The following is a 13376-nucleotide window of genomic DNA, read 5'->3' on the forward strand; positions in this document are numbered from 1 at the left end:
CCGCCTACATGCTCCGGTTGTCCAGCACCGCCACGGCCCGCCGTACGCGGGCGGTCTCCTCGGTGTCCACGTCGCCGATGAGCAGGTCCGCCGTGTCGCCCAGCTGCCCGCGGACGGTGCCGTCGGGGCCGATCAGCGCGCTGTGCCCGACGCCGGAGGGCACCTTGGTGGGCGCCTCCGGGTCGGCCCGCGGGTCCGGGGCGGCCTGGTCGACGGCCGCCAGCCAGACCGTCGCGTCCAGGGCCCGCGCCCGTACCAGCAGGTCCCACTGCGCGCGCTTGCCCGGTCCCGCGGCCCAGGAGGCGGGCAGCACCGACACCGTCGCCCCGGCATCGGCATGGGCCCGGAACAGCTCGGGGAACCGCAGGTCGTAGCACGTCGCCAGGCCCACCCGGACCCCGTCGACATCGATGGTCACCACGCGGGTGCCGGGGGCGACCGTGTCGGACTCCCGGAACCCGAAGGCGTCATAGAGATGGATCTTGTCGTAGGACTCCTCGACCCCGGGCCCGGTGGCCAGCAGGGTGTTGGCCACCCGCCCGTCCGGCGTCGGCGTGAACATGCCCGCCACCACCGTCACCCCCGTCTCCCGGGCCACCGCCCGCACCCCCTCCGCCCACGGCCCGTCCAGCGGCTCGGCGACCTGCCCGAGCGAGGCCCCGAACCGCACCATGGCCGCCTCCGGAAGAACCGCCAGCCGGGCCTCCTCACGCGCCGCCCGGCGGACCTGCTCCTGGACGCTGGCGAGGTTCTCCTTCGGATCGGTCGATGCCGTCATCTGGCACAGCGCGATACGCATGCGGATCTCTTCTCTCTCGTGCCGATCGGTCTCTTCATGGCCTGGTACGGGGCGCCACCCCGACCCGTCCCGGCGCGCCGGACGCGCTCAAGACCATCCTGCCTGCCATCCGGCCTGCGCCGGTCGTCAGGCGGGTGGTCTCTCCTCATCGTGCGCCGCGTCCCCGCCCGGAAGCATGTCCGGGAGGCAGACCCCGGTGGCCCGGCGCAGCGGGCTGCACCGGCGCGGGGCGGTCCGGCCGCGCGCGGTGGCGCCACACGCCAAAGGGCCGGGCAGGCGTCCCGGAAAGGGGACGCCTGCCCGGCCCGTGCCGGACCCTTCCGGCCCCGGTGTGCCGTGGCCGGCCGGAGGGTCAGCCGGTTGCGGTCAAGTCGCCGCCCGTACCCGCGATTTCCTCCGGGCGCAGCAGGGCGGCGAGGCGGTCGGCCGGGAGGAGGCCCTGTTCCAGGACGAGTTCGGCGACGCCTCGGCCGGTGGCGAGGGCCTCCTTGGCGATCGCGGTGGCGGCGGTGTAGCCGATGTGCGGGTTGAGGGCGGTGACCAGGCCGATGGAGTTCTCGACGCTCGCCCGGAGGGTCTCGGTGTTGGCGGTGATGCCCGCCACGCAGCGTTCGGCGAGGGTGCGGCAGGCGGCCCCGAGGTGGGTGATGCTCTCCGAGAGGGAGTGCAGGATGACCGGCTCGAAGGCGTTGAGCTGGAGCTGGCCCGCCTCGGCGGCCATGGTGATGGTGACGTCGTTGCCGATGACCTCGAAGGCGACCTGGTTGACGACCTCGGGGATGACCGGGTTGACCTTGCCGGGCATGATGCTGGAACCGGCCTGCACCGGCGGCAGGTTGATCTCCGCGAGTCCGGCGCGCGGGCCGGAGGACAGCAGCCGCAGGTCGTTGCAGCTCTTGGAGAGCTTCACGGCGATGCGCTTGAGGACGCCCGACAGATGGACGAAGGCGCCGCAGTCCTGGGTGGCCTCGACGAGGTTGGCGGCGGTGACCAGGGGCAGACCGGTGAGGGCAGCCAGGTGGGTGCGGGCCGCCTCGGCGTAGCCCTTGGGAGCGTTGAGGCCGGTGCCGATGGCGGTGGCGCCGAGGTTGATCTCGTGGATCAGCAGGACCGCCTCCGCCAGCCGGCTCTGGTCCTCCTCCAGCATCACCGCGTACGCCGAGAACTCCTGGCCCAGGGTCATCGGCACCGCGTCCTGAAGCTGGGTGCGGCCCATCTTGAGGATGTCGCGGAACTCCTCGGCCTTGGCCGCGAAGGCCTCGCGCAGCACGGTCATCGCGTCGAGCAGTTCCCGTACGGCGATGATCGTGGCGACGTTGACGGCCGTCGGGTACACGTCGTTCGTCGACTGGCTCAGGTTGACGTGCTCGTTGGGGTGCAGATGGCCGTGGTCGCCCTTGGCGTGGCCCAGGATCTCCAGCGCACGGTTGGCGATCACCTCGTTGGCGTTCATGTTCGTCGAGGTCCCGGCACCGCCCTGGATGACGTCCACGACGAACTGGTCGTGCAGCCGTCCGTCGGCCCGGATCTCCCGGCAGGCGGCGGCGATCGCGTCGGCCCGCTCGGTGTCGAGCAGTCCGAGGTCTTCGTTGGCCCGCGCCGCGGCCTCCTTGACGGCGGCGAGCGCGTTGATCAGGTGCGGGTAGGCGGCGATCGGGGTCCCGGTGATGGGGAAGTTCTCCACGGCGCGCAGGGTGTGCACGCCCCAGTACGCGTCGGCGGGTATCTCCCGGTCGCCGAGCAGATCGTGTTCGCGGCGGTGGCCGGCGGCAGTCATGGTGCAGAGGGTCCTTTGTGAGGGGGAGCGGAGGAGGGGAGGGCCGGGGCGGGGGTGCCTAGGAGGGAGGTGATGAGAAGTCAAATGTGTTATGGGGCAAGGGAGTTCACTGCCCGCAGGGCGCCGACCGGTGCGCCGCCGCCGATGACGGGGGCGGTGGCGAACGGGGCGAGGACCTCGGGGTCGACGCCGCAGCGGGCCAGGGCCGCCGCCGTCACCGGCATCCGGGCGCGGTCGGCGCCGTCGGCGATCTTCACGCCGACCGCCCGCCCGTCCGGCAGCGCCGCGATCTGCACGCCCTCGAAGCCGTCCTTGGCGAGCAGACCGGGCACCACCCCCACCAGCCGGGCGACATCCCGCGCGCTGCCCGACACCATCTCCGGGTGCGCGCGCATGGCCTGGGCGACCCGGCCCTCATCGGTGCCGGGGGCGGCCGTCGCCAGCCGGGCGGCGGCCCGGGTCAGCCCGTGGAGGGAGACGGCGAACAACGGGGCGCCGCAGCCGTCGACGGTGACCCGGGCGATGCCCTGCCCGGTGAGGTCCGCCACCGCCGCCGCGATCTCCTCCTGCAGCGGATGGCCGGGGTCGAGGTAGCTGTCCAGGTCCCAGGCCCGGGCGCGGGCCGTCAGCAGCATGGCGGCGTGCTTGCCCGAGCAGTTCTGCGCGAGCCGGGTGGGCCCCAGACCGCGCCGGAGCCACTCGTCCCGTACGGCGGGGTCGTACGGCAGGTCGGGCACATTGCGCAGCTGGTCCTCGGTCAGGCCGCCGGCGGCCAGGATGCCCCGGGCCGCGGCCAGATGCTGCTCCTCGCCGGAGTGGCTGGCCGCGACCAGGGCCAGCGACGGCTCGTCCAGCGGCGGCAGCCCCGCGCGCAGCAGACCGACCGCCTGGACCGGCTTGAGCGCCGAGCGCGGGTAGAACGCGGCCTCGATGTCGCCCGCCTGGAAGGCCACGCTCCCGTCGGCCGCCAGTACCACCACCGAGCCGTGATGGACGCCCTCGACGAGGCCGCCGCGCACCACATGGGCGACGGGGACATGGGCCGGTTCCCGGACGGCGGGCGGTGCGCCCGTGGTGCGGTGCGGCGGCAGGGTGGTGCTCTGGCTCATGATCAGTTCTCGGTGCTTTCGGTGCCGGAGGGAGGTTCTGTGGGGCGGGGCTGTTCCGGTTGGGCGGCTTCGCCACCGCCCGGTGTGCCGGGTGCGCCGCCGGACCGCGCGGCGGCCTCCTGGAGGGTGCCGACCCGGCCCCGTACCAGGAACCAGCCGCCGACCAGCGCGGCCACGATCAGCGGCAGCGACAGCACGGTGGTCCGGCCGGCTCCGCCGTCGGCCCACATCAGGACCAGGACCAGGGCGAGGAAGGCCAGCGTCACGCTCTCGGTCCACGGCGAGCCGGGCAGCCGGTAGCCGGGGCGGACCAGCTCCCCGGCGCGTGCCTTCCGCCAGAAGCGCAGATGGCAGATCATGATGATCGCCCAGGTGCTGAGGATGCCGATCGCGGCGAAGTTCAGCACGATCTCGAACGCCTCGCTCGGCACCACGTAGTTGAGCCCGACGCCCAGGACGCAGACCCCCGAGGTGAGCAGAATGCCGCCGTACGGGACCTGGCTGCGGCTCATCACGCCGGTGAACCGCGGCGCGGAGCCGGACATCGCCATCGAGCGCAGGATGCGGCCGGTGGAGTAGAGGCCGGAGTTGAGGCTGGACATCGCGGCGGTGAGCACGACGAGGTTCATCACACCGCCCGCGGCCGGCACCCCGACCTTGGACAGCACGGTGACGAAGGGGCTCTCCCCGGCCGAGTACGCGTTCCAGGGCAGCAGCATCGCCAGCAGCACCACCGAGCCGACGTAGAAGACGGCCACCCGCCACATGATGGAGTTGATCGCCTTCGGCATGACCTTCGCCGGCTCCGCGGTCTCGCCCGCCGTGACGCCGACCAGCTCGACCGAGGCATAGGCGAACACCACGCCCTGGATGACCAGCAGCATCGCCAGCGTCCCGGCCGGGAAGACACCGCCGTTGTCGGCGAGCAGCGAGGGGCCGGGGGAGTGGCCGGCGACGGGGTGCTGGGTGACCAGCAGGAAGATGCCGATCAGCATGAAGACGACCAGTGCGCCGACCTTGACGATCGCGAACCAGAACTCCATCTCGCCGAAGATCTTCACGGAGATGAGGTTGACGGTCAGCACGACCGCGAGCGCGATCAGCGCGATCAGCCACTGCGGGACCTCGGAGAACATCCCCCAGTAGTGCGTGTAGGTCGCCACCGCCGTGATGTCCGCGATGCCGGTGGTCGCCCAGTTCAGGAAGTACATCCAGCCCGCGACGAAGGCGCCCTTCTCGCCGAGGAACTCCCGGGCGTAGGACACGAACGCCCCCGAGGACGGGCGGTGCAGCACCAGCTCACCCAGGGCGCGCACCACGAGGAAGGCGAACAGGCCGCACAGCGCGTACGCCACGGCCAGCGACGGTCCGGCCGAGGCGAGCCGGCCGCCCGCGCCGAGGAACAGCCCGGTGCCGATGGCCCCGCCGATCGCGATCATGTTGATGTGCCGGGAGGTGAGGGTCTTCTGGTAGCCGGCGTCACCGGCGTCCACGTGCCCGCCCGCCTGCCGCCGCGCGGCGTCCTGCTCCGCCGCCTGTTGTTGCTGCCGTTCCGCCTGCCGGAGGGATTGCTCGCTCACGCGTGATCCTCGTCTTCCGTGGAGGGGGCCGTGCGGTGTTGGGGCCGCACGATGGTGGTCAGCGTCGTCTCGACGCGGGCGAGGTGGTGCGCCATGGCTTCCACCGCGTCGTGTTCGGAGCGGTCGACGAGCGCCTCGACGATCGCCCGGTGTTCCCGGTTGGACTGCTCGCGCCGTCCGCCCAGCTCGTTGAGGAAGGCGGACTGGCGGGCCAGCGCGTCGCGGATCTCCTCGATGACCCGGCGGAAGACCGGATTGCGGGCCGCCTGGGCGATGGCGAGGTGGAAGAGGCTGTCCATCGCCACCCACGCGGTGGTGTCGGTCTCCCGCTCCATCCGCTCCAGCAGATGGTGCAGCTGGTCCAGGTCCTCCGCCGTACAGCGCACCGCCGCGTAGCCGGCCACCGGGATCTCGACATGGCGGCGCACCTCGAGCAGGTCGCTCGCCGCGTAGTCGCCGAAGGTGGGGTCCGCCACCGCGCCGTCGGAGATCACGAAGGTGCCCTTGCCGGTGCGGGAGACCGTCAGCCCCATCGTCTGGAGCGCCCGCAGCGCCTCCCGGAGCACCGGTCTGCTCACTTCCAGCCGCCGGCAGAGCTCCGCCTCGGAGGGGAGCTTGTCCCCGACCGCGTACTCGCCCCGCTCGATGGCGCCGCGCAGATGGTTCAGGACCGCTTCCATCGCGCTGATCCGGCGGGGCGTCTCGCCAGCTGTCTGGCTGTCTGACAGGTTCACCCCGGGATCGTCGATTCCCGCCGGGGGAGCTGTCAAGGGGTGCGGCGCAGATCGTTTCCGGGGCCCGGGACCGCGGCCCCGGAAACGATCTCCGCCGCACCCCCGGTGCCCTACCGTTCCGTGCCGGAGCCGCTACTGCGGGTGCGGCGGTTCGCCCTCGCGCCGTCCGCCGCCGCGGAAGTCCAGCATGTAGAAGACCTTGTCGTAGCGGCGTCCGCCCATCGCCACGAAGTCGGGCAGCCGCCCGTACTCACGGAAGCCGAGCGACCGGTAGAGGGTCAGTGCCCTGGTGTTGTCGGCGCGGGCGTCCAGGGTGAGGACCTCGATCCCGGCCCCGCGGGCGTCCTCGACCAGGGCGCCGGTCAGCGAGCGGCCGAGGCCCCGGCCATGGGCCTCGGCGGCCACCGCGATCTTCTCCAGATCCGCGTGCTGCCGGTTGGTCGGACGGGCATAGCGCAGCCAGTACCCCAGCCCCACCAGCCGGCGGCCGGTGTACGCCGCCCGCAGCGCCCCGTCGCCGGTGTGGGCGGCCCGCAGCACCCGGTCGGTCAGCTCCGCCACCTCGCCCCGTCCGGGCGGGTCGGTCCAGCCGAGCGGCGCACCGCCGCTGACCAGGTCCGCCAGGATGCGGTGGGCCGCCTCGGCGAAGTCCGTCGCCCGCTCCGGATCGGCGGCCAGCTGAAAGGCGTCCAGGATGTCGGGCGCCGCGTCCGTTCCGCTGGATGTCGTGGCATTCATGATCGGCAGCCTAGGGGTGGCGGGCGCCCGCTGCCATGGGGCGGGGCGGGCTCAACGGCGCGCGCGGCCACGGGGTTTGACGGCCCCGCGAAGGCGCCTGGGCCCGGGGTCGGTCAGTGTGCGTGCGCCCACCGGTAGCGGTGTTCCGGGCGGCCGGTGTCGCCGTACTTCAGGGTCAGGACGATGTGGCCGCCGCGTTCGAGGTGCTTCAGATAGCGCTGGGCCGTGGAGCGGCTGACGCCGGCGTGTGCGGCGACCTCGTGGGCGGACAGCGGGTGCCCGGCCGCGTCCAGGACCCGGCGGATCAGGTCGACGGTCGCGGCGGAGTGGCCCTTGGGCAGCTCCGTGTGCGGGGCGTCGGTGGTCCGGAAGGCACCGAAGATCCGGTCCACCTGTTCCTGGCCGGCCTCGATGTGGCCGCCCAGCCCCTCGACGGTCCGGCGGAGCGCCGCATAGCCGTCGAGCTTGGCGCGCAGACCGGAGAAGCCGAACGGCTTGACGAGGTACTGGAGCGCCCCGGAGCGCATCGCGTCCTGGATGGTGCCGACGTCACGGGCCGCGGTCACCATGATCACGTCGGTGCGGTGGCCGAGCTGCCGCAGCCGCCGGACCAGGGTCAGCCCCGTCTCGTCGGGCAGGTAGTGGTCGAGCAGCACCAGGTCGGCGGGGGTGCGCTCCAGTGCGGCCAGCGCCTGGGCGGCGGTGTGGGCGCGCCCGGTGACCCGGAAGCCGGACACCTGGGACACGTACGCGGCATTGATCTCGGCGACGTGGAAGTCATCGTCCACGACCAGGACATCGATCACTGTGACGCTCCGCTCCCCAAGGGTCTTCGCTTCCCTGACTCCGTCCGTCCCGGGCGCTCCGGACGCCGTGGCACGCCGTTCACCGTGCCTCCCCCGCGGCCGTGAGCCGCCGCCCGGGAGCGCCGTCCTCCGGGGCGAGGGCCTCGGGCAGCACGACGGTGAAGACCGCGCCGCCGCCCGCGCGGGCGGTCACCCTGGCCATCCCGCCGTACCGCTCGGCGAGCCGGCGCACCAGCGCCAGGCCGATACCCCGGCCGCGGTGGAAGGCCACCGCGCCCGCGGGCGCGCCCTCGCCGGGGACCGTCCTGGCGGCCTTGGTGGACCAGCCCTCGGCGAAGATCCGCTCCCGCAGCTCGGGCGGCACCCCCGGCCCGGTGTCCGAGACCCGCAGGACGGCGGTGCTCCGCTCGGCCCGCAGCTCCACCTCGACGAACGGCTGCGCGCTGCGGCGCTCCGCGGCGGCGTCCAGCGCGTTGTCGAGGAGGTTGCCCAGCACCGTCACCAGGTCGCGCGGGTCGACCACCGCGTCCGGCAGCAGCGTCACGGGCGACACCCGCAGGGACACCCCGCGTTCGGCCGCGACCGCCGCCTTGCCGACGAGCAGCGCGGACAGCAGCGGATCGGCCACCCGCTCCGCGATCTGCTCCGCGGACGCCCGCTGCGCACTGGCCACTTCGGTGACGAACTCCACCGCCTTCTCGTACCGGCCCAGCTCCAGCAGTCCGCGCAGGGTGTGGAGCTGGTTGGCGTGTTCGTGGTCCTGCGCCCGCAGTGCGTCCAACAGGCCCTGGGTGCTGTCCAGTTCACGGCCCAGCAGCTCCAGCTCGGTACGGTCGCGCAGCGTCACCACCGCCCCGCCGTCCTGGGTCGGCATCCGGTTGGCGACCAGCACCCGGCCCCCGCTGACCGCCAGCAGGTCCGTACCGGCCACCCGCCCGGCCAGCACCTCCGTGGTCCGGCCCGGCGGCAGCACGTCCTCCAGCGCCCGCCCGGCGGCCCCCGCGTCCAGGCCCAGCAGCCGTCCGGCCTCGTCGTTGACCAGCCGGACGCGGCCGCGCCGGTCGACGGCGACCACGCCCTCACGGATGCCGTGCAGCATCGCCTCCCGCTCGTCGAGCAGCGCGGAGATGTCGGCGAACGCCACCCCGTGCGTACGGCGGCGCAGCCGGCGGGAGAGCACGACCGCGGCCAGCACCCCGACGGCCAGCGCGGCGCCCGCGTACCGCAGCAGTTCCGGGATGGTGCCGAACAGCCGCCCCTGGACGCTGTCGTAGGCGATGCCGACCGACACCGCGCCGACGATCCGGCCGCGGCCGTCGCGCAGTGGCACCTTGGCGCGGGCCGAACGCCCCAGCGTGCCGGTGTCGATCTGCCGCACCTGGCGCCCGGCGAGGGTCCGGCTGGGGTCGGTGGAGACATGCCGGCCGATCTCGGTGGGGTGGGTGTGCGACCAGCGCACTCCGCGGGTGTCCAGCACCACGACGTACAGCGCGCCGGTCGCGGTACGAATCCGCTCCGCGGCGGCCTGTACCGGCCCGTGGGGGTCCGGTTCGGTGGCGACCAGTTGCCGGGCCAGGTCCGGGTCGGCGGCGGTGGTCTGGGCGATGGACAGCGCCCGGCGCATCGCCTGATCGTCCAGTTCGGCGCCGAGCGGGGCGAGGAACAGCCCGGTGGCGAGCACCATGACCCCGGTGGTCAGGGCCACTTGCGCGGTCAGTACCTGCGCGAAGACCCGTCGGGGCCACCGGATGCGCATCAGCTCTCCCTTGTCTCCGGCCCTCCGCAGCCTTGCGGAACCGAAACTTCCTCTTCCCTCGGGCGCCGGCACCGTAAGCCGTGCGTGAGCACCTGTGTACCGCCTGGTAGCCCCTCAGAGGTTCTAGCGTGAGCAAAATGAGCACAACAGGGTTTGCGCGCAGAAAGGCGGCTTGCGCCCACAAGGCCCGCTGTGGCCCGTCGTGCTCCTAACCTCCCGGGCCATGAGCAGCCACACCAGCCCCGCGATCGAACTGCGGGGGACGAGCAAGGCCTTCCGGACCCCCTCGGGGGCGCTGCACACCGCCGTGCGGGATCTGGACCTGGTCGTCGAACGCGGTGAGTTCGTCGCCGTCGTCGGCCCCACCGGGTGCGGCAAGTCCACCACGCTGACGCTGGTCAGCGGCCTGGAGGAGCCGACGGAGGGCGAGGTGCTGGTCGCCGGTGAGCCGGTCAGGGGAATCGGCGAGAAGATCGGGTTCGTCTTCCAGCAGGACGCGGTGTTCCCCTGGCGCACCGTGCTGTCGAACGTGATGGCCGGGCCCCGCTTCCGCGGCGTGCCGAAGGCCGAGGCCCGGCGGCGGGCGCGGGACTGGCTGGCCAGGGTCGGGCTGTCCGCCTTCGAGGACCGCTATCCGCACCAGCTCTCCGGTGGCCAGCGCAAACGGGTCGCCCTCGCCGCGACCTTCGTCAACGATCCCGAACTCCTGCTCATGGACGAGCCGTTCTCCGCCCTCGACGTCCAGACCCGGGCGCTGATGTCGGACGAACTCCTGGAGCTGTGGTCGGGGACCGGCGCCTCCGTCGTCTTCGTCACCCACGACCTGGAGGAGTCCATCGCCCTCGCCGACAAGGTCGTGGTCATGACGGCCGGTCCGGCGACCGTCAAGGAGGTCTTCGAGATCGGCCTGCCCAGGCCGCGGAAGGTCGAGTCGGTCCGGCTGGAGCCGGGGTTCATCGAGATCTACCGGGAGATCTGGTCCTCGCTCGGCGAAGAGGTCCGGATCACCCGCGAGAGGGGTGCCGCCCATGCCGTCTGAGACCGCCATCCCGGCCAATTCCCTTGTGGGTACGGGCTGTTCGGGCCGTTCCCGGGCCCGTGTGCGGGCCGCGCGCCGCCACCGGCTCCTGGTCCACGGGACCCGGGTGCTGCTGCTCGCCGGGCTGTTCGGGGCGTGGGAGTGGCTGGCCCGGACCGCCGTCATCGATCCGTTCAACTTCTCGATGCCCTCGAAGATCTGGGACCAGATGACCCAGTGGGCGCTGCACGGCACCCCGCAGGGCCCGCTGTGGGAGCAGATCTGGTACACGCTCCACGAGGCGCTGCTCGGCTGGGTGATCGGCGTCATCGGCGGTGTGGTGCTGGGGATCGCGCTCGGCCGCGTCCGCTTCCTCGCCGAGGTGCTCGGCCCGTACATCAAGGTGCTCAACGCCCTGCCGCGGATCGTGCTCGCGCCCATCTTCCTCATCTGGTTCGGCCTCGGACCGGCCTCCAAGGTCGCCTCCGCCGTCGTGCTCGTCTTCTTCCCGGTCTTCTTCAACGCCTTCCAGGGCGCCCGGGAGGTCGACCGCGACCTCGTCGCCAACTCCCGGATTCTCGGGGCGAGCAACCGTCAGGTCACCCTCCAGGTGGTGATCCCCTCCGCCACCTCCTGGATCTTCACCAGCCTGCATGTCAGCTTCGGCTTCGCGCTGATCGGCGCGATCGTCGGCGAGTACATCGGCGCGACCAAGGGCCTCGGACTGCTGGTCTCGGCGTCCCAGGGCACCTTCAACGCGGCCGGGGTGTACGCCGCGATGGTGATCCTCGCGGTGGTCGCACTGCTCGCCGAGGGGCTGCTGGCCTTCCTCGAACGGCGGCTCTTCCGCTGGAAGCCCGCCGACCCGGCGGACGCCCGCTGAGCACCGCCCCTGCCCTGCGAACCCCTCCCACCTCACAAGGACGTGATCATGCGCACCGTACGGAAGTTCCCGGCCGCCCTCGCCGCCGCCGGCCTCGCCCTGACGTCCCTCACCGCCTGTGGCGGCGGCACGTCCGGCGCCGCCGGTCCGGACGACGGGAACGGCAAGATCAAGATCATGGTGGGCGGTCTCGACAAGGTCATCTATCTGCCCGCGAGACTCACCCAGCAGCTCGGCTATTTCGAGGACGAGGGCGTCCATGTCACCCTGCTCACCGAACCGGCGGGGGTGCAGGCCACCACCTCGCTGGTCTCCGGCGACGTCCAGGGCGTCGTCGGCTTCTACGACCACACGCTCGATCTGCAGGTCAAGGGCAAGCAGGTGGAGTCGGTGGTACAGCTCGCCCACGCCCCCGGCGAGGTCGAGGTCGTCTCCCACAAGGCGGCCGGTGACCTCACCTCTCCCAAGGACTTCAAGGGCAAGAAGCTGGGTGTCACCGGCCTCGGTTCCTCCACCGACTTCCTCACCAAGTACCTCGCGGTGAAGAACGGTGTGCGGACCGACGAGTTCACCCCGGTCGCGGTCGGAGCCGGACAGACCTTCCTCTCCGCCCTCCGACAGGGCTCGATCCAGGGCGGGATGACGACGGACCCGACGGTCGCGCAGGTCGTCGACAAGAACCTCGGCAAGGTCCTGGTCGACATGCGCACCCCCGAGGGCTCGCAGCAGGCGCTCGGCGGCCCCTACCCCTCGTCCAGCCTCTACATGAACACCGACTGGGTGAACAGCCACCGCAAGACCGTGCAGAAGCTGGCCAACGCCCTGGTGAGGACCCTCAAGTGGATGTCCACGCACACCCCCGGGCAGATCGCCGCGAAGATGCCGGCCGACTACGCCCAGGGCGGCAAGGAACTCTACGCAAAGGCGATCAAGGACACCCTGCCGATGTTCACCGAGGACGGGGTGATGCCGGCCGAGGGGCCCGCGACCGTCGAGCGCGTGCTGAAGGCCTTCAACCCCAACCTCAAGAACGCCACGGTGGATCTGAAGAAGACCTACACCACGGAGTTCGTCAGGAAGTCGGGCTGAGGCCGGGCCCGCGGCCGCTCAGACGAAGTTGAGGTCCGCCCGCTCCAGCAGCGGATCGTCCACCAGCTGCCACAGCGGCACGGCGAAGTTGCCGGAGCCGTAGCGGCCGCCGAAGTGCAGGCCCAGGACCCGGTGGTCGGTGAGGTCGATGACGGGGGAGCCGCTGTTGCCGCCGAGCGTGGAACAGTCGTGCCTGATGACGTTCTGACCCGGCACCAGCTCCGTGGTGGTGCCGGGCTGGAGGCGCTTGACGTTGTAGATGTCCATGAAGATCCGGCGCATCGACTCCGGCTCGTTGCGCCGCCCGTCGTACGCCGGATAGCCGACGCAGTACACCGGGCGTCCGGGCAGGTCGGCGGGCGCGTCCGCGGCGAGGGCCAGCGGTGTGGGCAGCGCGCCGCCACCGGCCGGCGGCGCCACCCGCAGCAGGGCCAGGTCCACGTCCTCGTGGATGCCCAGCACCTCGACCACGTCATAGGCGGGGCCGCCGCCACCCGCGGCGCCGCCGTACTCCTCACCCATGTCCAGCCGGGCGCCGATGCCCTGCTGGAAGGTCCAGCCGGTGCGGCCGCCACGGGCGAACTCCGCCGCCACATGACGGTTCGTCATCACCACGTCCGGGCCGACCAGGAACGCCGTGCCCAGCCAGTCCAGGCTCAGATGCCCGGACAGCTCGACCCGCCCCACCCGGGCGAGCGAGTTGCGGATCGCCTCCCGGTGGCCGTCCAGCACCGCCCAGTCGCCCTGCTGCGGGGCGAAGTCCTGGTGCTGCACGAGGATGGCGGGGCGGCCTTCGAGCAGCACGATGGCTTCCATGCCGAAGGACTCGTCGTCGTCGATCTCGTCGGCCCGTCCCTCGGCCAGCTTCTCCAGACCGCTCACGCCCGCCGACAGCACCCGCGTCCGCTCCTGCCGGGCGAACTGGGCGATCTGCCCGGCGGGCAGCTCCTCGGCCGGCAACTCCTCCAGGGATTCCGGAATCTCCCAGGACAGGCCGTCCTTCACCCGTGCCGCGACCTCCCGCAGATCCGAGAAGACCTGCTCGGGACCGGTCGCCACCGGTGATCTGCGCCGACTGTGCATTGCG

At 72.2% G+C, this 13376-nt stretch carries 12 protein-coding genes; 3 read left to right on the forward strand and 9 right to left on the reverse strand.

Translation table 11 applies throughout. The features are described from left to right. Positions 1–4 precede the first annotated feature (4 nt). The 8 genes from ACWC9R_RS25315 to ACWC9R_RS25350 form a co-directional block, all read right to left on the reverse strand. The gene (locus ACWC9R_RS25315) at positions 5–799 is read right to left on the reverse strand and encodes a carbon-nitrogen hydrolase family protein (protein WP_450734770.1); all 795 of its coding nucleotides are present in this window, start codon (positions 797–799) and stop codon (positions 5–7) included. Between the two features lie 352 nt (positions 800–1151). Next, on the reverse strand, positions 1152–2576 hold the full coding sequence (gene aspA, locus ACWC9R_RS25320; RefSeq protein WP_450734772.1) for an aspartate ammonia-lyase: 1425 nt from the start codon (positions 2574–2576) through the stop codon (positions 1152–1154). 89 nt (positions 2577–2665) lie between these two features. Further along, positions 2666–3685, reverse strand: coding sequence for an asparaginase (locus ACWC9R_RS25325; RefSeq protein ID WP_450734774.1), 1020 nt, complete (start codon positions 3683–3685; stop codon positions 2666–2668). Between the two features lie 2 nt (positions 3686–3687). Continuing rightward, complete coding sequence (locus tag ACWC9R_RS25330) at positions 3688–5265, reverse strand: amino acid permease (protein ID WP_450734775.1); 1578 nt, start codon at positions 5263–5265, stop codon at positions 3688–3690. Continuing rightward, positions 5262–5999, reverse strand: a complete 738-nt coding sequence (locus tag ACWC9R_RS25335) for a FadR/GntR family transcriptional regulator (RefSeq protein WP_450734776.1) — start codon at positions 5997–5999, stop codon at positions 5262–5264. The genes ACWC9R_RS25330 and ACWC9R_RS25335 overlap by 4 nt, the downstream gene beginning before the upstream one ends. Before the next feature lie 132 nt (positions 6000–6131). Continuing rightward, entirely contained in the window at positions 6132–6737 is a 606-nt protein-coding gene (locus ACWC9R_RS25340) for an N-acetyltransferase family protein (protein WP_450734778.1), read from the reverse strand. A gap of 113 nt (positions 6738–6850) precedes the next feature. Then, the gene (locus ACWC9R_RS25345; RefSeq protein ID WP_450734780.1) at positions 6851–7543 is read right to left on the reverse strand and encodes a response regulator; all 693 of its coding nucleotides are present in this window, start codon (positions 7541–7543) and stop codon (positions 6851–6853) included. Between the two features lie 79 nt (positions 7544–7622). Then, positions 7623–9299, reverse strand: a complete 1677-nt coding sequence (locus ACWC9R_RS25350; protein WP_450734782.1) for a sensor histidine kinase — start codon at positions 9297–9299, stop codon at positions 7623–7625. 223 nt (positions 9300–9522) lie between these two features. On the opposite strand from ACWC9R_RS25350, the gene ACWC9R_RS25355 reads away from it, so the two are divergent. From ACWC9R_RS25355 to ACWC9R_RS25365, 3 genes are read left to right on the forward strand one after another with little or no spacing between them, the layout of a single operon-like run. Beyond that, the gene (locus tag ACWC9R_RS25355) at positions 9523–10338 is read left to right on the forward strand and encodes an ABC transporter ATP-binding protein (protein ID WP_362609343.1); all 816 of its coding nucleotides are present in this window, start codon (positions 9523–9525) and stop codon (positions 10336–10338) included. Next, positions 10328–11200 (forward strand): ABC transporter permease, encoded by an 873-nt coding sequence (locus tag ACWC9R_RS25360; protein WP_450734784.1) that lies wholly within the window; start codon positions 10328–10330, stop codon positions 11198–11200. Before ACWC9R_RS25355 ends, ACWC9R_RS25360 begins: the two co-directional genes overlap by 11 nt. 48 nt (positions 11201–11248) lie before the next feature. Then, positions 11249–12289, forward strand: a complete 1041-nt coding sequence (locus tag ACWC9R_RS25365; RefSeq protein WP_450734786.1) for an ABC transporter substrate-binding protein — start codon at positions 11249–11251, stop codon at positions 12287–12289. A gap of 18 nt (positions 12290–12307) precedes the next feature. On the opposite strand, the gene ACWC9R_RS25370 is transcribed toward ACWC9R_RS25365, so the two are convergent. Then, positions 12308–13372 (reverse strand): trypsin-like serine peptidase, encoded by a 1065-nt coding sequence (locus tag ACWC9R_RS25370; protein ID WP_450734788.1) that lies wholly within the window; start codon positions 13370–13372, stop codon positions 12308–12310. Between the last annotated feature and the right edge of the window lie 4 nt (positions 13373–13376).

Source organism: Streptomyces sp. NPDC001219, assembly GCF_053597915.1.

What these genes read in the sequence shown, in the direction of transcription:
- aspA (WP_450734772.1), bottom strand. Translation starts at nt 2,576, where the DNA reads ATGACTGCCGCCGGCCACCGCCGCGAACACGATCTGCTCGGCGACCGG.
- ACWC9R_RS25360 (WP_450734784.1), top strand. Translation starts at nt 10,328, where the DNA reads ATGCCGTCTGAGACCGCCATCCCGGCCAATTCCCTTGTGGGTACGGGC.
- ACWC9R_RS25350 (WP_450734782.1), bottom strand. Translation starts at nt 9,299, where the DNA reads ATGCGCATCCGGTGGCCCCGACGGGTCTTCGCGCAGGTACTGACCGCG.
- ACWC9R_RS25370 (WP_450734788.1), bottom strand. Translation starts at nt 13,372, where the DNA reads ATGCACAGTCGGCGCAGATCACCGGTGGCGACCGGTCCCGAGCAGGTC.
- ACWC9R_RS25355 (WP_362609343.1), top strand. Translation starts at nt 9,523, where the DNA reads ATGAGCAGCCACACCAGCCCCGCGATCGAACTGCGGGGGACGAGCAAG.
- ACWC9R_RS25340 (WP_450734778.1), bottom strand. Translation starts at nt 6,737, where the DNA reads ATGAATGCCACGACATCCAGCGGAACGGACGCGGCGCCCGACATCCTG.
- ACWC9R_RS25315 (WP_450734770.1), bottom strand. Translation starts at nt 799, where the DNA reads ATGCGTATCGCGCTGTGCCAGATGACGGCATCGACCGATCCGAAGGAG.
- ACWC9R_RS25325 (WP_450734774.1), bottom strand. Translation starts at nt 3,685, where the DNA reads ATGAGCCAGAGCACCACCCTGCCGCCGCACCGCACCACGGGCGCACCG.
- ACWC9R_RS25365 (WP_450734786.1), top strand. Translation starts at nt 11,249, where the DNA reads ATGCGCACCGTACGGAAGTTCCCGGCCGCCCTCGCCGCCGCCGGCCTC.